The 23,026-nt window shown below is 37.3% G+C and carries 18 protein-coding genes, 1 pseudogene and 2 riboswitches; all 19 genes and pseudogenes read left to right on the forward strand.

What is annotated here, in order from left to right; translation table 11 throughout:
* Window positions 1-25 precede the first annotated feature (25 nt).
* A pseudogene (locus WYK_RS25330) lies at window positions 26-300 on the forward strand (SMI1/KNR4 family protein); the annotation flags it as partial.
* 286 nt (window positions 301-586) lie between these two features.
* Entirely contained in the window at window positions 587-1,393 is an 807-nt protein-coding gene (locus tag WYK_RS00515) for a hypothetical protein (RefSeq protein WP_152526361.1), read from the forward strand.
* A gap of 15 nt (window positions 1,394-1,408) precedes the next feature.
* Entirely contained in the window at window positions 1,409-1,597 is a 189-nt protein-coding gene (locus WYK_RS00520; protein ID WP_040372364.1) for a hypothetical protein, read from the forward strand.
* Between the two features lie 14 nt (window positions 1,598-1,611).
* A complete protein-coding gene (locus WYK_RS00525; protein ID WP_152526362.1) occupies window positions 1,612-2,133 on the forward strand; it encodes a hypothetical protein in 522 nt (173 codons plus the stop codon).
* 79 nt (window positions 2,134-2,212) lie between these two features.
* Entirely contained in the window at window positions 2,213-2,506 is a 294-nt protein-coding gene (locus WYK_RS00530; protein ID WP_040372368.1) for a hypothetical protein, read from the forward strand.
* A 74-nt stretch (window positions 2,507-2,580) separates the two neighbouring features.
* A complete protein-coding gene (locus tag WYK_RS25335; protein WP_235782403.1) occupies window positions 2,581-3,705 on the forward strand; it encodes an HNH/ENDO VII family nuclease in 1,125 nt (374 codons plus the stop codon).
* Between the two features lies 1 nt (window position 3,706).
* The gene (locus WYK_RS00545) at window positions 3,707-4,135 is read left to right on the forward strand and encodes an SMI1/KNR4 family protein (protein WP_040372370.1); all 429 of its coding nucleotides are present in this window, start codon (window positions 3,707-3,709) and stop codon (window positions 4,133-4,135) included.
* A gap of 356 nt (window positions 4,136-4,491) precedes the next feature.
* Window positions 4,492-4,902 carry a hypothetical protein gene (locus WYK_RS23580; RefSeq protein WP_235782404.1) on the forward strand — a complete coding sequence of 137 codons (411 nt, stop codon included), beginning with the start codon at window positions 4,492-4,494 and terminating at the stop codon, window positions 4,900-4,902.
* Window positions 4,903-5,014: 112 nt separating this feature from the next.
* Window positions 5,015-5,452, forward strand: a complete 438-nt coding sequence (locus tag WYK_RS00555) for an SMI1/KNR4 family protein (RefSeq protein WP_040372374.1) — start codon at window positions 5,015-5,017, stop codon at window positions 5,450-5,452.
* Window positions 5,453-5,848: 396 nt separating this feature from the next.
* Window positions 5,849-7,240 (forward strand): VWA domain-containing protein, encoded by a 1,392-nt coding sequence (locus tag WYK_RS00560; protein WP_040372376.1) that lies wholly within the window; start codon window positions 5,849-5,851, stop codon window positions 7,238-7,240.
* Between the two features lie 716 nt (window positions 7,241-7,956).
* Window positions 7,957-9,162, forward strand: a complete 1,206-nt coding sequence (locus WYK_RS00565; RefSeq protein ID WP_040372377.1) for a quaternary amine ABC transporter ATP-binding protein — start codon at window positions 7,957-7,959, stop codon at window positions 9,160-9,162.
* Window positions 9,163-9,166: 4 nt separating this feature from the next.
* Window positions 9,167-10,894 (forward strand): glycine betaine ABC transporter substrate-binding protein, encoded by a 1,728-nt coding sequence (locus WYK_RS26090; protein WP_040372379.1) that lies wholly within the window; start codon window positions 9,167-9,169, stop codon window positions 10,892-10,894.
* Between the two features lie 267 nt (window positions 10,895-11,161).
* Window positions 11,162-14,368, forward strand: a complete 3,207-nt coding sequence (locus tag WYK_RS00575; protein ID WP_040372381.1) for a hypothetical protein — start codon at window positions 11,162-11,164, stop codon at window positions 14,366-14,368.
* Between the two features lie 26 nt (window positions 14,369-14,394).
* A complete protein-coding gene (locus WYK_RS00580) occupies window positions 14,395-14,694 on the forward strand; it encodes a hypothetical protein (RefSeq protein WP_040372383.1) in 300 nt (99 codons plus the stop codon).
* A gap of 533 nt (window positions 14,695-15,227) precedes the next feature.
* The gene (locus WYK_RS00585) at window positions 15,228-16,184 is read left to right on the forward strand and encodes an AAA family ATPase (RefSeq protein ID WP_040372385.1); all 957 of its coding nucleotides are present in this window, start codon (window positions 15,228-15,230) and stop codon (window positions 16,182-16,184) included.
* A gap of 41 nt (window positions 16,185-16,225) precedes the next feature.
* Complete coding sequence (locus tag WYK_RS00590) at window positions 16,226-17,395, forward strand: DUF58 domain-containing protein (protein WP_051387236.1); 1,170 nt, start codon at window positions 16,226-16,228, stop codon at window positions 17,393-17,395.
* Window positions 17,392-19,611, forward strand: coding sequence for a DUF4129 domain-containing transglutaminase family protein (locus WYK_RS00595; protein ID WP_051387237.1), 2,220 nt, complete (start codon window positions 17,392-17,394; stop codon window positions 19,609-19,611). Before WYK_RS00590 ends, WYK_RS00595 begins: the two co-directional genes overlap by 4 nt.
* A gap of 30 nt (window positions 19,612-19,641) precedes the next feature.
* Window positions 19,642-19,743: riboswitch (purine riboswitch) on the forward strand.
* Window positions 19,744-19,890: 147 nt separating this feature from the next.
* A complete protein-coding gene (gene guaA / locus WYK_RS00600) occupies window positions 19,891-21,444 on the forward strand; it encodes a glutamine-hydrolyzing GMP synthase (protein WP_040372387.1) in 1,554 nt (517 codons plus the stop codon).
* Between the two features lie 169 nt (window positions 21,445-21,613).
* Window positions 21,614-21,715: riboswitch (purine riboswitch) on the forward strand.
* Between the two features lie 101 nt (window positions 21,716-21,816).
* Window positions 21,817-23,026 (forward strand): NCS2 family permease (locus tag WYK_RS00605; protein WP_040372389.1); only part of this gene is annotated, 1,210 nt, incomplete at its 3' end.

Here is a 23,026-nt window from a genome sequence, read left to right on the forward strand (position 1 = left end):
TTGAGGTCTAGAGATGATTTTAAAATTTAAATTGGCAAATCCAGTAATTGTAGGAGATTTGTGCGAAGAAGATATCTCATCTAATTGGTATATCAAATGTAACGATGGCAAGAATGAATTCTTAACAATTTGACCCATGATAACTTCTTTGACCGTCATGGACTTGTTGGGGTGTCGCAAATTACAGCAACATCATTTTCAGATCTTCTTGAACGATTGATATGCAATAAACGCCAATATTGGTACTGGTTAAGAACTGATTTCAATTATCTTGGCGATGCTTATGATGACGTTGATTAACTAATAATCATTAAACACAATAATTAGAATCATAATTGTCTAGGAAATTCAAAGTTCTTTTCTATAATGATATGAACTAGTACCCGTTACACGACGTGATGAAATGCAACGTTTTTTGAGTTCTTGAAGACTTATTTTAATTGTTAATCATATCAATAAAAGAAAATTCATAGCTATTTAAACCTGTTTTAAAGAGTTGATGAAAAACAAATACTTAAGTTAAAAATTTGATGAAAGATATAGTCTAATATACTACTAGCTTATAAAACTGGGAGGTGTAAACCTATTGATAAGAATGCATAATTTACCAGAAAATATTAAAAATGCATTAAAACCTTACTATAAAGAAGGTGAAAAACCTGATGTTTTTCCAGCGAAGTTCTCTTTTAAAGGAGAACTTTATTACTATTTTACATTTGCTCCAGCAGAAGAACAGTTGATTTTGCGCAATGATGGCAGCGCTCCTTTTTTCGAGGAGATAAAGGAAGGGGCCCTGCTAGCAAATAATTTTAATACTTGTATAGAGAAGTTTGTTCACATTGGGGCTCCATGGGCAGTAGCAAATAGGAAAGGAAACTACGAAAATTACCAAGATATCCTTAATAAAATTGAAAGGAAGTTAGGTCCATTTCCAGAGGATGTTCAAAAAGCTTACCATGTAGTCAAGCAAGTTCCCGGTATTATTATTGAAAATCAACGACAAATATTAGAGGCAGTAAAAAAGGCAGATGAATTGTGGTTAATAAGAAGTCAAGAAGAGCTGGTAACGGATCAAGATGAAGCGTTAATGGAGTCATATTTTGTTGAAATGATTCAGGCACAGGTTAGGCAAAATGATATTCAAATTAAAACAGAAAAAGAAAGAAAAAAGATTAGTGAATTTGTTTCCTCAAAAAAGGGTTTTTTGAACTTAACGGCTATAATATTGTCACTACGGCTAAAACCCTTTGAAAAAAATATGTTTAGCAGCAATCATGAACATGCAGATGAATGGGGGGAATTTAGTAAACTGGTGTTAACGGGTAATCGTAAAGCAGAAGAAGTTAAAGATCACTATAAGGTTTTTAATAAACTTCGAAATCCGAAATCATAAAAGGAGTGAAGGCATGTGCTCGTTTATGTGAAAGAAGCCTGTACACTATATAAACAGCAATTTCTAAGGCTGCTGCTTATTGGGGTTACAGTCATTTTGCCGATACAAGTCATTTATACATTTACGATTAATTATATTGCTGGTCCATTCGAGTTTTTTGGTATTCCCTTTTGGACCAGATTTTTCCAAGTGTATTCATGTTAATGAGTATCTTTATTATGATTTTGCCGATCATTAGCATAGTGGTGCAGGATACTCGTCATGAAAACGTGAAAATAGGGCCGATTTATGGGGACTTTTTTAAAAATGCTTTTTTTATTTATATGTTAAGTATACTGTTTGCTATCGTGACTACACTCGGTTTTCTCCTCTTTATTATTCCTGGAATTTTCTTGTTGGTGCTATTTATGGGAATTCCCTTTGTTAAGGTCATTGATAATGACCCTTTCGAAGTTGTCATCAAACAAGCCTATTTATTTGGAAAACAAAATTTTATGTTGTTATCCAGTTTACTAATAACGTTTGCAATTGTTGACTTTGTATTTACTTACCTCTTTTCCTTTATAGCTATTGTTTTCACTGAACAAATGGCTATAGTAAATTGGACGTTACTACTAATTAATATGTTTCTATTACCTCTTTACATTATTACAGTAACAAAAATTTATTTATCTTGGAATGGAGAAGCGGATTCTATTAAAGAAGCAGATTACATACAACAATTAGCAAAATACCATTAATCTATCCTCCAGTTATTTTTAAAGAAAAATTAAACTAAAATCACAGTTCCCTTCAATATTTCATGAGAAGAGGATTAATTTGAAGAAAAGTCTATTCGCGAAACTAGCATATTTATATTCTTTTATCGTTTTTGCTACATTCCTAATCTATGCAATTAGTGTTGCGGATGATAATTGGACAGTAGATTTTAAAGAACATAAGACATTTTTAACGATATTTTTCGGTTTATTTATAATCAGTGCAATATTATTAGGAATAAATTTAATTAGTAATAAAGACAAAAAAGATAAAATTCAAGGAAAAACGATAGTCAGCGGTCTTACTTTGGTCGTGTTTTTCATTGTGTGGAGAGTTCTAATGGAGATTTTTTAAATTCATTTAACAGTTAGGTGGCATCTTACGCAGGTGTCGCTTTTTCTTATCCGATTTTTTAGATCACTTTTGTAGTGAATGAGACTGGTAGACTTTCTTTAGGTATTTCCAGTCTGTTGGGATTTGGTGTTTTTAGGGCGTTAAGTTTTTCAAAATTATTGCCGGCAACAGGTATCCTCCGCCAACTTAGTCTTGGTATTTTGGGAGGGTCTGGTGCGGTCGGTTTTACCCTTTTACAAGGGTCACTTCACTATTTATTCACGGGAGACAGTACCTATTTAAAAGAGGCTGTTACGTGGGAAAATTTGCTTTTTAACTTAGCCTTTGGAGCAGTGATGGGTCCATTAGCAGCTAAGCTGTTTAGTAAGCCAGGAGTGAATCAAGTAATAAAAGGGCCAGGCAAATGGCGGGCAACCATACTAGCGAAGAAAACAGGAAAACCAATAGGAGCGATTTCGAGTGCCATTAGCTCCGCATGGCAAACAGTAAAGGCTACCGCCTCTATTAGTGCCATCAGCAGCCTATTAATCGGAGGGTTTGACAGTTTCAAACAGTATAAACAAAATGGCGAAGTAGATTGGAAGAAAACAGGCCAGCGAACAGCTATGATTTTCACAACGACCTTGGTATTTGGAGTTGCCCTAGGGCTTGGCCCCAAGTTCATGATGAAAGGTTGTGCCTGCGATGATCCACAGGTTTCGCAGGTACAGCAGTCGGAGAAGAGTGTTAATAAGGGTACTGGTAATGGAACTTATCAACATTTAAAGGACTATAAGAATAATAAATATTTTACTCGGAGTGTAGAGTATAATGCAGGTAAAGATGGCACAGGATTTACTTATAAAGTATATCAAAGAGGAGATATTAATTGGAATATGATCCGAACAAAAGGTGCTAAAAAAGGTCGCGGGTTAACAAATGCTGAAGCATCTGCAAAATACGGACTTGCTCCTATTCTTGATGCTGAAGGTAGTGTTGCAACGTTGCATCATTCACAACAAAAAGGTGTTGGACCATTATATGAAGCTTCAACTAGGTACCATAATATCAGTAATGCTAAAAGAGCTCCACTACATCCTTATAAAGGAAAGTTAAACCCATTTTATCCAATGGATGAGACAACTAGAGGAGCATTTCAAAAAGTAGATTCTATTAATTATTGGAAAATACGAGGAGAAGAAGCTTTAGGAGGAAAATAATATGAGTATTTTGCCTGAGAGACTAGATGAAGTTCTAGGAGAAGAAATATATAAACGTGAAGATAGCAATCTAGTACAGGATGCCTTAATAAGGTTAGGTGTAAACGTGTCAGATAATTTCCAAGAATTTTATACCCAGTATGCAGGACCTTTTTGGGAAGAGCATGTACCGTTTGAATTACTAGATATAGCAGATGAAGAAAATAATATTGAATCATACACACTCATTTCAAGAAAAGAACATGGTTTTCCAAAGCAGTATCTGATTTTAAGTCAAATGTCAGCAAATGCTGTATTAGTGCTGGATACTGTAACAGATAAAGTTTATATAGTTAATTTTGAGGGTGGAGATGAACTGCTCTTAAAAGGAGAGCTAAAGGAAACTTGGTCATCGTTTTTTGATTTCTTGAAGGCATATTTTAATTGTTAATTATGGATCAATAATAGATTATTCATAGATACTTAAAACCTTGATTGCTATTTGCCTTTCAACGTTTTTAAATGACTTTAAGTATCTTTACGATTAAATCAATATTTGAAAGAGGCTGTTACGTGGGAAAATGTGCTTTTCAACTTAGCCTTTGGAGCAGTGATGGGTCCATTAGCAGCTAAGCTGTTTAGTAAGCCAGGAGTGAATCAAGCAATAAAAGGGCCAGGCAAATGGCTGGCAACCATACTAGCGAAGAAAACAGGAAAACCACTAGGAGCAATTTCGAGTGCCATCAGCAGCCTATTAATCGGAGGGTTTGACAGCTTCAAGCAGTATAAACAAAATGGCGAAGTAGATTGGAAGAAAACACGCCAGCGAACAGCTATGATTTTCACAACGACCTTGATATTCGGAGTTGCCCTAGGGCTTGGACCAAAGTTTATGATGAGAAGATTGTTACTCAGGGTACGGATAAAGCTAATTATGTATTTTTTAATAAAACACATAAAGATGCACAACCCAAGCCTAGAGTTCTTGGACCAAATGGAGGTAGATTACAATCTCATCATGGTCTACAGCAGGAATGGGCAAAAACCAACCTTAGTCAATATGGCTATACCCCTAATCTTGCTCCAACAGTTACTCTCGAAACAGGAAAAGGATTACCGCATACAACTATAAGTACTGCTCAAAATGCTAGAAGGAATGCCAGAGTTGCTATGGGAATAAGTGGAGTTCTTCTATACAAGAAAAATTACAGTATTTAGTGGAGGATTTTACATAAGCAGGTTATAATCGTTCAACCATCGAAGGGGTCTTAGAACAACAATATGAAATGCTAGATAAACTAAAAGTACCTTATAAAAGGATTGATTATTAATGAGTATATTTGATAATTTAAATGAAATATATACACTAGAGGCCACGGATAGATCGGCAACAGATGAAGAAATAAAGCAATTGCAGGAATTTTCTCCGGTAAGTTTACCATTGGATTATATTGGTTTGTTACAAGAGTCAACAGATGTAGAAATAACCGTTGAAAATGGGAAATTAATTAGAATTTGGGGGATTTCTGGTATGAATGGTGTTATTGAACTTAATGACGCCTATGAAGTTCAAAAAAACATTTCTAATTCTTTGGTAATTGGTGATGATAGTGGAGATATGGCATTAATGCTTCTTAATGGTAATGAGGGATTTGGACTATATATAACTGGGTTTGGTGACCTAGATCCCGAAACTGCTATAAAGATAGCGCCAACTTTGAATGACTTTCTTATTGATAAAGTCGGTGTAGAAAATTTTTTATGGTAAAAAACTAAAAATTAATAACGTGAAGTAATTATACAGTAATAAGACTTAAGGTTTAAAAACCTTGATTGGCTGTAAGCCTTTCAGGGTTTTTTTATTGACTTTAAATATAAAAATAGTTTACTAGATTAAGAGCAGCCTTCCATCACGATTCCTGTATGAATATAACTGTCCAACTTGTAAGTGTAAACCTTTTCAAACTTTTTTAAATACTAATAATGAATAGATATGTATTTTTTTGTTATAAATGATAGAAAAAAGTTTTGTTTTTGTAGGAAGTGGTATGTATTAATTGGGTTAATATACCTTATAATGATAATTTTGATAGATTATAGTAGTTTTTTGACGATAGTGGTTAACCTCTTTAGTGTCTGAATGTATAGGGGAGTGTTAAGGAACATGGGGAGAAAGAAGCAGATTTTGATTGTGTTAATGAGTATTTTCTTTATTTCTGCATGCAGTGATAAGCCGGTTGAATCGGAAACAGGTAAAGAGGTCGAGACAAAAGAGAAAAAAATGGAGCGGAAAGAAACGACCAAACCAGATGAAAGAGATACAGCTTATCTTCTGTCGGAGCTTCCAGCATCTACTTGGACGGTTCAGGAAATTGTTCATGCACCTGCGGGTGAATTTTCAGGTCAAGAGTTTTCCGATTTAGAGTTGGAAAAACAAAACAAAGCGGTGGCACTTCTAAAAGAACTTCCGAAAATTGGGGAAAATCCAACAGAGGATGAAATTGAACTTTACTGGCGGAAGTCGTTAGAACTCTTTCATGAAGCTTACCCAAATCCAGCGGATGTGTTAGATGAGATAGCGATCGAGTCATTTGGCAATTCTGAAATCGAAGATGAACGGTATCAATTTAAGGATAAACTAAACGTAGAAATTATTCTGGATGCCAGTGGAAGCATGGCGAAAAAGATGAACGGCAAGACGATGATGGACACGGCGAAAGAAGCGATTGAAGAGTTTGCCGGCGCTCTGCCTGAGGGGGCAAATATTGCCCTGCGGGTCTATGGACACAAAGGGAGTAATGAAGACAAAGATAAAGAAATATCGTGTAAAAGTAATGAATTAGTCTATGACATGCATTCATATGACCAAACGAGTTTGCAAGATTCATTGAAACAATTTAAACCAACTGGTTTTACGCCTCTAGCGAACGCATTGACAGAAGCAAAAAAAGATTTAGAAAAACTAAACAGTGATGAGAATACCAATATTATTTATGTAGTTAGTGACGGCGTGGAAACCTGTAATGGTGACCCTGTAGCTGAAGCTAAAAAACTGGCTGAATCGGATATCCAGCCGATAGTCAATGTCATTGGATTTGATGTCGATGGCGACGGTCAAAACCAGCTGAAAGAAGTAGCTAAAGCAGCGAAAGGGCTATATGCGGACGCAAAGAATCAAGAACAATTGAAAGAAGAGTTAGAAAAAACCAAAAAGATCGCGAAACAGTGGGAAGAATGGAAAAGAGACGCCGTGAATGGAGCATCCTCACAACGCTATGAGCAGATGCGTAAGAATATCCCTCGTTTCGGTATTGAGTGGGGCGATGCAAATAGCTTTGAGAAATTTAATATGCGTCAACCACTTAATATGCTGAAAGACGAGGGGCATATCAGCCGCACTGCTTTTCAGCTCTTATCTGATAAAACGAGTGAGCGGTTCAGTCATATAATGGAGTTACGAAAAGAAGTGGAGAAAGATTTGGATAACTTAGCTGATCAAAATTTTGAAGAGGCACGAGAAGAAATTAATCAGAAATATAATGAAAAGAGTGAATAAATGAAGGAGTCAGTGCATCACTAATGTCAAGGAGATGTCCTTCAAAATAAGTTTGACGACACGATATAAGGTGTCGTCTTTTTTGTTTTAAAAAAACGATGAAAAAAGTTTATCTTCTTAATCGTTTGGATTTTTATCCAAACTTTGTTATCCTAATATAAGAATGTGGATAAAACCACTGATATATGTAGTGAAGGCCCATTTATATTTTGTTCGTTTAGCTGTGCAGGTAGTTTCCTCTTTTATCATATCACATCGTTTTTTCCTACAAAAATTGTTCAATTAATTAGATACGGATGTTTATTAGTACGTATGGGAAATATACCTCTACGCACAGTGCCTTATGTAAGCGTGGAAAACTCCTTTTAGGCAATAGCAAGTTTACTATAAATGAAACCAAGTTTCATTCCTTTCTTAACAAACTGTATATGCATATTCCCTCAGTTGTTTTAGTTCCATCTCCGGTGAACTTAATTAATCACATATTTTATTCTTTCAATATAATCTTAAATTGAAAAATTATTCTTCCTTGTGGTTCGTGACGGCTGAAGTCTTTCAGCTGATTCATTGTCCATTTCTGGTGTTAGTTACGTTCCAACATCAATGTGATTAGTAAGGGTAAGCTGCTAGTGCAAGTGTAGCGAAATTCATTAGAAAAAAAGGAAATACAGCATAACTGAATATCATCTGGGCAACTATTAGAATGAGGTGACTTAATGAAACCAAATGTAGAAGTTAGAAATGTCTCGAAAATATTCGGAAAATCTCCAAAAACAGCTGCCGATTTGTTGGTCCAAGGCAAATCAAAGAAAGAAATCTTGAAAAAAACCGGACATACAGTTGGGGTTAATAATGTGAATTTCGAAATATATCCTGGTGAAATATTCGTCATCATGGGATTGTCGGGAAGTGGAAAATCAACTTTAATCCGTATGTTTAATCGGTTGATTGATCCGACGATTGGTGAAATTCTTATTGATAATGAAGATATCGTTAAGATGAATTCAGCTCGATTAAGAGAAGTTAGGCAAAAAAAGATTAGTATGGTCTTTCAAAACTTTGCTCTTTTTCCTCATAAAACGATTGTCGAAAATGCTGAATATGGACTTGAAATTCAGAAAGTTGATCCAAAGGTAAGACGGGAAAAAGCAACGAAGGCACTCGAAGTTGTTGGACTAAAAGGGTACGAAAATCAATTGCCTTCACAATTAAGCGGCGGTATGCAGCAACGGGTGGGTCTTGCTCGTGCGCTTGCAAGTGATACCGATATCTTGCTAATGGATGAAGCCTTCAGCGCACTTGATCCATTAATTCGTAAAGATATGCAGGATGAATTAATTGAAATTCAAGAGCAATACAAAAAAACGATTATTTTTATCACTCATGATCTTGATGAAGCATTAAGAATTGGTGATCGAATTGCTTTAATGAAAGATGGCAGTGTAATTCAATTGGGCACGCCAGAACAAATTATGATGAATCCTGCCAATGAATTTGTTGAGAAGTTTGTTGCAGATGTGGATCTATCTAAAGTATTAACTGCGTCTCACGTGATGATTCGACCAGAAAAAGTAACGGTAGACAGAGGGCCAAGGGTTGCCTTAGAAATCATGCGTAAACAAGGGTATTCAAGTATATTTGTTGTGGATCGTAAGCAGAAGTTATTAGGGGCTTTGTCTGCTGAACAAGCACGTCAAGCCATGGAACATAACCTTTCTATCTCTGAAGTGATGTCAACGGATATCCCGACGGTTCCAGAAGATCAATTGCTAGCTGATCTTATGGATGTAATTGCAACCTCGTCTGTACCTATATCTGTGATTGATGATGAACATAGAATAAAAGGAATCGTCCTTCGCGGGCCAGTTATTGGTGCTTTAGCGGGGAATAAAGATTCTTTAAATGAATTGGAGAGTGAGTAATTCAATGAATATACCGAAAATCCCACTAGGAGCCTGGGTAGATTCTTTAGTGGATTGGATGACTATTGCATTGGCTGGATTATTCTCACTTATAACCAATACGATTGAGGGCCTCTTAAATATTTTAGTGGATGTTATGAGTGTAGGTCCTTCTATTATCTTAATTGTTATTTTAACGCTATTGGTTACTTATACAAGTAAGTGGCCGCTTGGACTATTTACTTTAATCAGCTTATTATTAATTGATAATCTGGGTTATTGGGAATCAAGTATTCAAACACTTGCCATCGTTATTTTATCAGGTTTCCTGACCATTTTAATTGGGATCCCCATTGGGATATGGTGTGCCCAAAATAAAACGGTTAGAAAAGTAGTAACACCTATTTTAGACTTCATGCAAACGATGCCCGCCTTTGTCTATCTTATTCCAGCCATTTTATTTTTTGGAATAGGCGTAGTACCAGGAATCATCGCATCGTTTATTTTTGCTATTGCTCCGACGATACGTATGACCAACTTAGGGATACAAGAAGTACCTAATGAACTAATCGAAGCATCTGATGCCTTCGGTTCGACAACGAGTCAAAAGTTATTTAAGGTACAACTTCCGATTGCCACACCAACCATCTTAGCAGGGGTAAATCAAAGCATCATGCTTGCTCTGTCTATGGTCGTTACAGCATCATTGGTTGGTGCACCTGGACTAGGGGCAGATGTTTACCGAGCAGTTAGTCAAATTAATGTAGGACAAGGTTTTGAAGCGGGATTATCGATTGTTATTATTGCGATTGTTCTCGATCGTATTACACAGAACCTGCGTAAGCCGGCGTATGAGCACATCATTAGCCGAAAACTAATTTCAATCATTATGGTTGTCCTTGTAGTTGGTACAGCACTCTTTACTATAATTTCTAAGGAAGCTGCCATAACAGGGGATAAAGATAATATCGGTGCTCAAGTCGATTATGAAATCATTGGGATTGAACCTGGTGCCGGATTAATGAAACAAACGAAAACAGCATTAGAAGATTATCAGCTAGATAATTGGCAGCTTGTTGAAGGGTCTTCAGCAGCAATGGTAGCCGAATTAAAAAAGGCTATCGATAAAAAAGAACCAATTGTTGTTACCGGTTGGTCGCCGCACTGGATGTTCTCAGCATATGATTTGAAATATCTCGACGATCCGAAGAATTCGTATGGCGGTGCTGAAAATATTAATACCGTAGTGCGAAAAGGTCTGGAACAGGATGTACCTGGTGCTTATACGATTCTGGATCAATTCAACTGGAAAACGGCTGATATGGAAGATGTCATGGTCAACGTTTCTGGAGGAATGTCTCCTGCAGAAGCAGCAGATAAGTGGATAAAAGCGCATCCGGACGAAGTAGCTGAATGGGTAAAGGGTGCCAAAGCAGGTAATGGTGAAAGCATCCAACTTGTGTATGTGGCATGGGATACTGAAATTGCTAGTACAAATGTGATTGCCAAGGTTCTTGAACAAAATGGCTATGACGTGACAATGAGTCAAGTTGAGGTTGGTCCAATGTTTGCTGGGGTAGCTAACGGCAGTGCAGATGCTATGGTGGCTGCATGGCTCCCAAGTACACATCTAGAATTTTACAATAAATATAAAGAGGATATCGTTGATCTGGGACCAAACCTGAAAGGAACGAAAACTGGGTTGGTCGTACCAGAGTACATGGATATTGACTCTGTTGAAGATTTAAAATAAGAAAAGATAAAGTCCCAAAAAGTCATTGGAAACTGACTTTTTGGGACATTTTTTTATTTATACACATAAAGTCAGCTGAAGGTTTGCAATTGGATAAAATAGGTATTAGTAATAGATGTGGATACATAAGAATCACGTAGGGGTATTAATGTCTTCAGGGGGAATCTGAAAAATATTTAAAGGAAATTTTGGAAAACGAATGAATATATAGAGGAGAAGTAAATTTAATCAATCGATTGATTAAATGAGTGTGAAAGGAGTGGGTAAATGAACAAGCCTTTAGAAAGAACCGATCTTGAAAAAAGAAGACAAGTCTTTCAACAGGAATTGGATACCCTTTGGGAGAAACGGTTAATTCCAAAAACCGATTATATTCGCATCGGGAGTGTTTATGACCGGCATTATCAGCAAATGGTCCAGCGTCTACATAGTCAGCAAACCGTTAAGGAGAAAGAAGCAGTTGTACTAGATCAACCTGTTGGAATAGAAGAAACTAACCCAGAGAGAATAGAATTATCTACATCTTCTGGTGAGGTAGTTGAGAGGCAGGAAGAACACTCATCTGAAGCTCGATCAGATACAAAGGCACCTGTTTATCAAGCTGAACCGATTAATGAAAAAACACAGGAACAGATTAGAGAAAGAAATATTACTGCTGTGCTAATTACAGGTGTTATTCTTTTATTGTTTGGAGGTCTGATATGGGCAACATCTACATGGGGAAGTTTAAACTCACTTCTTAAAGTGTTTTGTATTAGTGCGGTTTCAGTCTTCTTTGCCGGAATGGCATACCTTGCTGCGAGGCTGAAGATTAGACAGACGTCTTTTGCCTTTTTAACTTTGGCTAGTCTGTTTGTTCCAATTGCACTCCTTTCAGCTTCTTATTATCAGATTTTCGGTCCTTACTTATCTCTTAAAGGAGACGGGCGCAGCCTCTTCGGATTCTTAGGGGGTCTGCTTTGTTTGGCCATTTATTACAAAATAGCTTCTCGATTTACATCGAAATTATTTATCTTTATTGCATTAGTTACTTTTGTTATCACGTTCATCTTTGGCTTTAACTATTTGGCCCCTACATTGGAAGTGCTTTGTCTCCTTATTACGGTGTTCAACCTGTTATTACTTTGGAAAATGGACACGATTCGTGACTGGCCTTTTCTCGCAGTATTTCGACCGTATTTTTTTGCTTTTGTACAGTTTAAGATCTTCGCAGAAGGTTTCATCGTGTTTACCCTATTTAGCAGCACTGTTATTTATTCGATTAGCTTATTACTATCGTCCTTGTTGTTTTTGATTTTGGCGGTAAAGTATAAAAAACGTTATTATAACTTTGTGTTCAGTGTACTCTTCACTTATGGTTACACTCACTTTATTTACAATACCATTTTGGAAGAAACGGCTGTCATTGCGTTTGCCTGTCTACCATTGATCTTTACAGCCTTACATGTATGGCTGGTACGTACCAATCCCTATCTCGGGAAAAGCTTTGCTTATACGAGTATGACGGTAAGCCTGCTTAGCTTTCTATATATCAATGCCTTATCTTATCAAGAGCATTATGCTCAGATTGTTTTAGCTCTGTTGATTATTGCTGCTCAGTACATCTTCTATGCTGATCGGGAGCAGAAAGCTGTGTATACCTATCCAGTCATCGGTCTGGTTAATTTAGCTTTGGTCTATCTAGGTCTGGCATTCGATGTATCCTTGGAATCAATCTTCACTTCATTATTTTTAATTCAAGTGTTCAGCTATCTAGGTTTCTATCTATTTAATAATCTAGATCAATTAAAATTATATAAGAAGGGTGCTTTACTTTATTCGAGCGGGATTATGGTCTTCATTTTGCTGATTAAGTTTGCTCAAATGGATTGGCTTATTGTAAGTCTATTCTTAGCAATCGTTTCAGGCCTATTTTTACTAACGGATTTTAAAGACCAATCGGGTTGGAGTAAGCAAGCAGGTCCTTTTGGTTTTATCATAGCGCTGACGGTTTCTTTGATTATTCTCTATCAGTATGCTGTTGAAGTCAGTCTATGGTACGAAGAGACGATCATCATAAGCGTTCATCTAGTTGGCATCTCACTTATCATGCTGATGTTAGGCTATTTATTACGGAATTATACCAAGCGATACTTTCATGTCGGATTTTTGACTGGGCAAGTAATTGCTATGTTAGCCTATATTTCGGTCTATATTGGTGAATCCCATCCATTTGTTATTACAGACATCATGCTGATTGTCACAGCAATCAATCTTACTTCTGTGTATCTTTATCGGAAGCATCCTTTATGGTTAGCAGTCATTTTCACGAGCTTTGGCGTCTATTTCTCCCTATTCGATTTGATTGGTTCAACCAATAAAGAATTTATTACTGCGTTCTGTTTATTTGCTTCATTATTTTTCATGGTGGTTTCAGAGGTTATCGGGAGATATTCGGAAAGTGGCCGAACCTATTATTTTTGGTTTAGTCATTTAGTGAATATTGTAGGTGTTATCCTTGGAATTGGTCTTATTTATAGTTTTGATTCTTCCCCTTTCTGGTACTTAATGCCGCTAAGTCTTTATTGCATTAGTGCTGTAAGAGCTAAGATAAATTGGGAGCAATATAGTTTTACTTATATAGGCTTCTTAACGCTATTTGTTCAGACAATGTTGTTCTTTAAAGATATCCAAAATACAGCCTACTTGACAGCGTATGCTTTTGCCATTTCAGCTGGAATCATTAGTGTGTTGTGGATGTTGGGAAATTGTAAATGGAAAGAGATCATTGGCTACTACTTAATTCCTTATTTGCACTTTTCTATTATTGTCTATATTTCAGAATCCTTTATAAATGGTTTTCCAAGTGATTGGGCATTGGTTTTTTGGATCATCAGTGCGGTTTTGCAGCTTGTATTTGCAGGGTATTTATTGTTGAAACGTAAATGGAGCCATGCAATTGCGGGGACACTGTTCCTTAGTTTTCTTTTCTTTTCCATGTATGTCCAAACATTATCGCTTATGGCATGTCTATCAGTACTCTTAATTTTAGCTGCCTTGATGACAGGATTGAGCAGTAGATGGGTAAAGGGACTGGTGGTTCAAAAAGGTGAGGAAACCCTTGTAGATTTTTATAGGATATTCGGTTTGATTTATCTTATTCAATTAAATTATCAGTTGATTAACATCGAGTCCACTAATGCTGGATTAGACATTGGTGCAGCTTGTTTAATCCCACTTTATTTCTTAGTTATTCGCACGTTTACAAGTAGGCAGGCAGAAAAACAGGGTTATCTCTCGGCAGCGCTGATTTTGAGTCTTTTTCCGTATCAAAAAATATTGGAACAATTCACGATACCTGAGGTCATTCAAGCAGAAGTATGGATCCTTCCGCTACTCATCATTAGTTCACTCTTGCTAAGAAAGCTCTACAACATGGGAGAAACCACTCAACAAATAGAAATAGGCGTTGTGGCTTTTTTCTTTTTCTCTTAATTCTTGATGCGGTTCGAGGAGATACGTTGAATGATGCCTTAGTTATTGGAACGATTTCTCTAGCAGCAATTTTATTTGGCTTTATTAGAAGATACAAATCTTATTTCTTGGCTGGAATAGGTACCATTTTATTAAATATTTACATGAATACAAAGTCTCTATGGGGTTATCTTCCATGGTGGTTGTATTTAATTATCGGCGGTTTACTTCTTATCTCCATAGCGAGCTATTTTGAATGGAAAAAACAAAAAGAAAATCGTACATCTAAAGAGATTCTTGAAAAAAATAAGCAACGATTTATGAAATGGTTTCATCAATGGAAGTAAGACAAAATGAATGCCCTAAAGCAGGCAGCTTTAGGGCAGTGAAATTATGAAAATGTCATAATAAATCCTAAAACAAGAGCGATTAGGATAACGGTTATAAAGAATTTTTTGAACATGATTCCTCCAGATGATGTATTCGTATGCTTGCTAGTATATCATGTTTTTAACATTCTTAACCCACGGTAGAGGAGGTCAGTTTCAATCCTCGTTTTAATTGGGATCGTTGTCTACCACTCTCAGGGTGATGACCTTAAAGTGTTCATTATAGTGGTTTTCAGTATCTTCTTTTTCTTTTTTCTTAGTCTATATGCCTTCTGCTTTATATTTCGCGGCAGGTGCACTTGGTTTTAGAAAGTTGATTCAGGATCAAGGAGATAAAAATGTATAGAGTTTGGATGCCCCTGGAACTTACGGTTCTAGGGGTTTTCTCATATTTCCAGATTTTCCGACAGATTTAGAGAAGGTTTTGAGGAATATAGGTCGAATAGTATGAGTAGTAACAGCTAGTTACAGAAGCTTTAAGGAGGAAGAGAATGGCCTACGAACATAAACATCCAAAATTGAAAAAAGTAATCGATAATATTGAAAATGTCATTATTGGTAAAAGGAATATAGTTGAATTAAGCTTAGTTGCTATGCTTGCAGATGGTCACGTGCTTCTTGAAGATGTACCTGGAGTAGGAAAAACAATGATGGTTAGATCATTGGCAAAATCGATTAATGCCAGCTTTAAACGAATTCAATTTACCCCGGATTTACTGCCGTCTGATGTGACTGGTGTTTCCATATATAATCCTCAATTACAAGAATTCATCTTTCGTCCAGGTCCTATTATGGGCAATATTATTTTAGCCGATGAAATCAATCGAACATCTCCAAAGACTCAAGCTGCATTACTTGAGGGGATGGAGGAAGCAAGTGTGACCGTTGACGGTGTGACGAGACAATTAGAAAAACCGTTTTTTGTTATGGCAACGCAGAATCCTATCGAATATGAGGGAACGTATCCTCTTCCTGAGGCGCAATTGGACAGGTTTTTGTTGAAAATGAAAATTGGCTATCCAACGATGCAGGAGGAAATGGAAGTGTTAAATCTGGCGCGTAAAGCAAAGCCAATCGAAGAACTGGAGCCAGTTATTTCAATGGAAGAGATAAGGGCATTGCAGGAAGAGGTCCTTGAGATACATGTAGAGGATACAATAAAAAGGTATTTAGTTGATTTGTCTGGGCGTACACGGATTCATCCAAATGTGAATTTAGGAGTCAGTCCCCGCGGCACGATTTCGTTAATGAAGGCAGCACAGGCTTATGCGTTGTTAAACGGCAGAGATTATGTGTTGCCTGACGATGTACAATACCTAGCTCCGGCAGTGCTGTCCCATCGGATCATCCTTAAATCAGAAGCGAAATATGGCGGAATTGATGCAGAGAGTATCATTCAGGATATTGTGAGGAAAATTCCGGTTCCTGTTAAAAGGCAAGTGAACTAATGATGAATCGGGTAGTACATTTTTTTAGGAAATATGCTAGGATGACAGGTTTGTTATTGTTGACGATTACGTCATTTATATTTGCCATGTTTCAAGGTGGATTTTTAAGTTGGTTCCTATTCTATACGTTTCTCCCTTTTGCTTTATATTCTTTTACGTTAATCGGGTATTCATTGGATAAGTTTAAGGTAGAAAGAATGATTAGTAAGAGTCAGTACCAGGCGGGAGATCATTTAGAAGCAAGAATTATCATTTCAAGAAAAAGCTTGATGCCGCTGTTTTATTTAATGGTGGAAGACGAGATTCCAGACTCTTTATTACCCCTAGCCCAACAAAAAAAGAAAATAATCGTTTTTCCTTTGCTCAAAAGAGAAATTAAGCTCAACTATCGGTTTGACCATCTTCCTCGCGGGGAGCACTTCCTGGAAACCATTCGACTACAAACAGGAGACTTCTTTGGATTGTATCAAAAGACGTCCATCTATACAGTGCCTCAAACGATCATCGTGTACCCGGCTATCATTCAGCTTCCTTTTCAACAGCTTGAAAAAGCATATGATCAAGGCAATGGGGGATCCATTAGAAAGCTGCTGCACGATCATACGCTCGCTTCAGGGGTAAGGGACTATCAACCTGGAGATCAGATTTCTTGGATTAATTGGAAAGCGACAGCTAAGAAAAACGAAATGATGACGAAGGAATTTGATGACCAAAAGAGTCATGACCTTTTTTTGATTTTAGACGAGCAGCAGACGTCTTTATTTGAAGAAATGGTTGTTTTTACGGCCTCTTTTTCCCATGCGGTTTTAAAAAAAGGGATTCAAATGGGATACCTTGGATCAGCATTTCAAGAGCCGTTTCTTCCTATTAGGGGTGGAGAACATCAAAGACAAGATATATTGTACAAACTAGCTCGAACAAAAGCATCAGCTATGGAGAGGCTTGAGGTATCCCTCGAAAACCACCAATCGATACTACCGTTAAATGCTGCATTAATCATTGTTACGGGGAAACTATCTCGAACTACTATGGAGTTTATTGCCGGCTATAAATTAAATCGAGCGGTAACGGTGTTTTGTATGAAAAATGGCTCCTTTTTGACTGCTGAGGAGATAGCAGTTCGTGAGTCAGCTAAGAAAAAGGGCATAAGAGTGAATTATTTGGATCAACATCAATATGAATCTGAAATAATTGAGGTGGCAGCCCAATGATGCAGAAGAAAACGCTGAATACGAGTATTCGTTGTCTGTTATATTTCTTTGGGATGCTGCTTGTTTGGGAATGGGTGAGGCCGGTCGGTCAACTCACTAATACAGGTAATTTATCTGTTTTTCTTGTTTTTGTTATCTTCTCTTTGCTGTTACATTATTTACAGCTGAACTGGCTTGGTCGTTTTGCGTTCTTATCAGGATATACCATCCTGTCACTTCAATACCTTTATTATGATGTCTCGTTGTTTAATGTTATCTGGATTTGGGACATGATAGAAGAGTTTAAAAATAATCTGCGTAGCATTTTTGCGGGTGAGTGGTTAAATTTATCGAATCCATTTCGTTCCTTGTTATTTTTTATTTTAATTTGGTTAGTTACTTACCTTATTCATTATTGGATAACCGTTAAGAAAAAGATCTTTCTGTTTTTTTTATCAACTGTAACGTATCTTTCTTTTCTTGATACCTTTACCATTTACGATGCAGATCAGGCGATTATTCGAACGATTATAATTGGCTTCATCTTTCTTGGTCTGTTGGCTTTTTTCAGGCTGCTCGACCGGGAAGGTCTTGAGATTTCAGCTGTTAATCTTGGGAATTGGGTACTCCCTCTTGGTCTTATGCTGGTACTAAGTACACTTTTCGGCTTTGCTGCACCCAAGCTTGATCCACAATGGCCTGACCCTGTGCCCTTTTTTAAAACCCAATCTGGAAAGGAAGGGTCTGGTGGGAACGGAAAAAACGGTATTAATCAAATGGGGTATAGTGAAAATGATGACCGGCTTGGCGGGTCCATAGAAGGAAACGACACCGTCATCTTTTCTCATAACGCCAAAGATAATCCGTATTGGAAGGTAGAAAACAAGGATATATATACCGGTAAGGGCTGGAAAGACACAGCTTATTTTGAAATGAGTGAGTTTACAGATAACCAAGATATTTCTGCCCAAATGCTTCCTAAAGACACCTCCAATATAAAGTTAGATGAATATAGCGTAGATATAACGGTTAAAAAAACCTATAATCATGTCGTGCTTCCAGAGCCTAGCTATCTGAAAAAAATTGATACTAAGGATGAGAGTTCTTTTCGTTTTGATGAGCTGACAGAGAAGCTGCACTCTTGGTCAGCAGATGGAGTGGATAAGGTTAAATTGAATCAATATACCTTAGACTACCTCGTACCATCCTATGATTTGGATTCCTTAAAGAAAGTCACTGATGAACAATTATACGAAGAAGTACCAATGTGGAGTGAGTACACACAGCTTCCCGAAATCCCTGAACGAGTCAGGGAACTTGCCTATGAGATTACGGCAGAGAAAACAAATTGGTATGATAAAGTGAAAGCAATTGAAAATTATTTTGATCGTCCAGAGTTTGTCTACGATAAGACAGATATTCCTTATCCAGAGGGTTCTCAAGATTATGTTGATCAATTTTTATTTGAAACTCAAAGAGGGTACTGTGATAACTTTTCAAGTGCGATGATTGTTCTTCTACGGGTTAATGGCATCCCTTCGCGCTGGGCAAAGGGATATACCACGGGTGTTACATCCACCTACAAAGGAAACCAAGTTAAAAAAGTAACCAATAATAATGCTCATTCCTGGGTTGAAGTTTATTTTCCGGGTACGGGATGGATATCGTTCGAACCGACAAAAGGATTTTCAAATTCTGCCAGCTTTTATGATTCCTCTGTTGATAGTACTAGCACCAGTCAAAATGACATGCCTGATCAAAATGCAGATGAATTAAAGAAACCTGATGCAGCTGAAGGCAAAACACCTGCAAAAAATTTGGATGAACCTGCATCTTCTGGTAGTAGTAGTACAGATTCCAATTGGTCGTGGATTACTTTCACTATTGTGGGGATAGGGCTTGGACTTATTGGTTTTTATGTATATAAATCACGGCGAAAATGGCTGCCATGGATTTACATTCGCCGATACAAACAGATGAAGAATCACGCTGTCTTCTCTAAAGCCTACTTGACATTGTTAACGCAATTGCAGCGTGCTGGAATCAAACGTCCAGAAGGTCAAACGCTGAGAGAGTATGCGGTTTCTGTCGATTCACGGTATGGTGTGAATGAGGCGCATATGCAGAAGTTAACAAAAGAATACGAAAGAATTATCTACCGCGGGGACACTGAAAAAGAGAGTCTGAAAAAGAATTTTGAATTATGGGAAAAATTAATTAAAAAAACTACCACTTGACCTTGTTTTTAACCTGTTGTTACAATTGAATAAACTTATATGCAACACCTTCATATATCCTCGATAATATGGATCGAAAGTATCTACCGAATCACCGTAAATGATTTGACTATGAAGGCAGTTTTTTCGTATAGTAGCTGGAATTCTGCCTTCTTCGTTTATTCGAGAGGCAGAATTCTGGCTTTTTTTATTATTTTCGAAGAATTTTGTAACAATAAAAGGAACCATTACTTATTTCAGACATGAATTGAGTGAAATTCAACAGTAGAGGTGACGATTGTGCCGGGTAAAGTAGAATTGCAAAACCAAGAAATGATTTTAGTACTTGATTTCGGAAGTCAGTATAACCAATTAATTACGCGCCGTATTCGTGAGTTGGGTGTTTATAGTGAGCTGCATCCTCATACGATTACTGCAGAAGAAATTAAAAAAATAAACCCTACTGGAATTATCCTTTCCGGAGGCCCTAATAGCGTTTATGATGATACAGCTTTCAGCTGTGATGAACGTATTTTTGAACTAGGCTTACCTATAATGGGAATTTGTTATGGCATGCAGTTGATGACTAAGCATTTTGGCGGCAGAGTGGAACGTGCTAAGAATCGTGAATATGGAAAAGCTACATTGAAAATCCAACATTCATCAAGCATTTTCACCGGCCTTCCTGAGGAACAGATTGTTTGGATGAGTCACGGTGACCTAGTAATGGAGACACCAGAAGGATTTTCAGTCGATGGAATTAATGCATCGTGTCCAATAGCAGCTATGAGTGATGAATCACGTAAGTTATATGCTGTCCAATTCCACCCAGAAGTTCGTCATTCAGCGTACGGAACCGAAATTCTAAAGAATTTTGTATTTAACGTATGTGAGTGTACAGGTGATTGGTCAATGGAAAACTTCGTTGAAGTTGAGATTGAAAAAATTCGTCAAGAAGTCGGAGACAGAAAAGTTCTTTGCGCATTAAGCGGTGGTGTTGATTCATCTGTTGTTGCCGTTCTAATTCATCAGGCAATTGGTGACCAATTAACCTGTATTTTTGTCGATCACGGTCTTCTTCGTAAAGGCGAAGCTGAAAGTGTCATGAAAACATTTAGTGAAGGTTTCAACATGAATGTAATCTTGGTTGATGCAAAAGAACGCTTTTTCTCAAAATTAGAAGGTGTTTCTGACCCAGAGAAAAAACGGAAAATCATTGGGAATGAATTTATCTATGTATTTGATGATGAAGCTACGAAACTTGAAGGGATAGACTTCCTTGCACAAGGTACGTTGTACACAGATATTATCGAAAGCGGTACAGCAACGGCACAAACGATTAAGTCACACCATAATGTCGGAGGCTTGCCTGAAGACATGCAATTCACGTTAATTGAACCCTTAAATACACTTTTCAAGGATGAAGTGCGTGCTTTGGGAACAGAGTTAGGGATTCCTGATGAAATTGTTTGGCGTCAGCCATTCCCAGGCCCTGGCTTAGGGATTCGTGTTTTGGGTGCCATTTCTGAAGAAAAATTAGAAATCGTTCGTGAATCTGATTATATTCTACGCGATGAAGTGAAAAAAGCCGGCTTAGAACGTGAAATATGGCAATACTTCACGGTACTTCCAGATATCCGTAGTGTAGGAGTAATGGGCGACGCGAGAACCTATGATTATACAATTGGTATTCGTGCAGTTACTTCCATTGATGGGATGACATCCGATTGGGCAAGAATTCCTTGGGAAGTCTTAGAAATTATTTCTACTAGGATTGTTAATGAAGTGGATCATGTTAACCGCGTTGTGTATGATATTACGTCTAAGCCACCTGCAACGATTGAGTGGGAATAGATTTTTCATAAGAAAGGGGTTTTTAGCTTAATCAATATCGGATTAAGCTGGAAATCTCTTTCTTTTTTATTTAACACGAACAATAATAAAATATTTTTTAATATTATTCGTAAAATCTATTGACGAACATTTACGTTGGTTGTTACAATGGTCCTATAATAATTGAAAAATTCATAATACATATATTCATCGTATAATCTTGGGGATATGGCCCAAAAGTTTCTACTGAGCTGCCGTTAACAGCTTGACTACGATGTAAAGGATAGGTCTCTTTAATGACTGTCTCTTTTGCATTTATGTAGTTAAGCCGCGTTCGGGAAAGAACGCGGCTTTTCTTTATGTGGCAAAAACATTTTAAGGGAGACGAGAAAAATGAAGAAGTACTTTCAATTCGAAGAACTAGGTACTAATTTCCGACGTGAAATACTGGGCGGGCTAACAACCTTCCTAGCAATGGCATATATTTTGGTGGTCAATCCTGTAACATTAACATTGAGTAGTGTAGAAGATCTGCCGGATGCACTTCGCATGGATTATGGATCTGTCTTTGTTGCAACAGCATTAGCCGCAGCAATTGGATCTATTTTAATGGGAGTAATTGCTCGATATCCAATTGCCTTAGCACCTGGAATGGGTTTGAATGCATTCTTCGCCTATACAGTCGTGTTAACCTTTGGAATACCGTGGGAAACAGCTTTAACAGGTGTGTTAATTTCTGGGGTCATTTTTGTTCTGTTATCTCTATCCGGTATACGTGAAAAAATAATAAATGCCATTCCTGCTGAGTTGAAATATGCAGTAGGGGCAGGTATTGGACTTTTTATAACATTTGTAGGGTTTCAAAATTCTGGAATCATTGTTAAAAACGATAACGTTATTGTTGGGATTGGCGACCTCACTTCAGGTAATACCTTGCTAGCTATATTCGGAATCCTAGTTACAGTGATGTTGTTAACTAAAGGAATAAAAAGTGGTGTCTTTGCCGGAATGGTGATCACTGCGATAGTAGGCATGATCTTCGGCTTAATTGATGTTCCTACGAAAATTATCGGATCCATGCCAAGTCTATCCCCAACATTCGGAACAGCTTTTAATGCATTTGGAAATCCAGGTGAGTTATTCACCGGTCAGATGCTGATTGTAATCTTAACCTTCCTGTTTGTCGCATTTTTTGATACCGCGGGTACATTAGTAGCTGTGGCTCAACAAGCAGGGCTAATGAAAAATAATGTCCTTCCAAGAGTAGGAAAAGGTCTTCTTGCTGACTCATTATCCATCGTCTTCGGCGCTGTACTTGGTACGTCAACAACGACATCTTATGTAGAGTCTACTTCAGGTGTTGCAGCGGGTGCGCGAAGTGGTTTTGCGGCTGTTGTTACTGGGTTACTATTTATTCTATCAATTTTCTTCTTCCCGTTACTATCGGTCGTAACTTCAGCAGTCACAGCCCCTGCATTAATTATTGTCGGTGTCATGATGGCTGCTTCATTGAAAAATATTGAGTGGGATAAATTCGAGATTGCGGTCCCGGCATTCTTTACCGTCATTATGATGCCTTTAACTTATAGTATTGCAACAGGAA

Source organism: Peribacillus psychrosaccharolyticus ATCC 23296 (assembly GCF_000305495.1).
In the GTDB taxonomy this organism is placed as follows: Bacteria; Bacillota; Bacilli; order Bacillales; family DSM-1321; genus Peribacillus; species Peribacillus psychrosaccharolyticus.

Coding starts and splice junctions, on each gene's coding strand:
- WYK_RS00595 (WP_051387237.1), top strand. CDS start 17,392: ATGATGCAGAAGAAAACGCTGAATACGAGTATTCGTTGTCTGTTATAT.
- WYK_RS00545 (WP_040372370.1), top strand. CDS start 3,707: ATGAGTATTTTGCCTGAGAGACTAGATGAAGTTCTAGGAGAAGAAATA.
- WYK_RS26090 (WP_040372379.1), top strand. CDS start 9,167: ATGAATATACCGAAAATCCCACTAGGAGCCTGGGTAGATTCTTTAGTG.
- WYK_RS00555 (WP_040372374.1), top strand. CDS start 5,015: ATGAGTATATTTGATAATTTAAATGAAATATATACACTAGAGGCCACG.
- WYK_RS00575 (WP_040372381.1), top strand. CDS start 11,162: ATGAACAAGCCTTTAGAAAGAACCGATCTTGAAAAAAGAAGACAAGTC.
- WYK_RS00565 (WP_040372377.1), top strand. CDS start 7,957: ATGAAACCAAATGTAGAAGTTAGAAATGTCTCGAAAATATTCGGAAAA.
- WYK_RS00585 (WP_040372385.1), top strand. CDS start 15,228: ATGGCCTACGAACATAAACATCCAAAATTGAAAAAAGTAATCGATAAT.
- WYK_RS00525 (WP_152526362.1), top strand. CDS start 1,612: ATGATTTTGCCGATCATTAGCATAGTGGTGCAGGATACTCGTCATGAA.
- WYK_RS00590 (WP_051387236.1), top strand. CDS start 16,226: ATGACAGGTTTGTTATTGTTGACGATTACGTCATTTATATTTGCCATG.
- WYK_RS00560 (WP_040372376.1), top strand. CDS start 5,849: ATGGGGAGAAAGAAGCAGATTTTGATTGTGTTAATGAGTATTTTCTTT.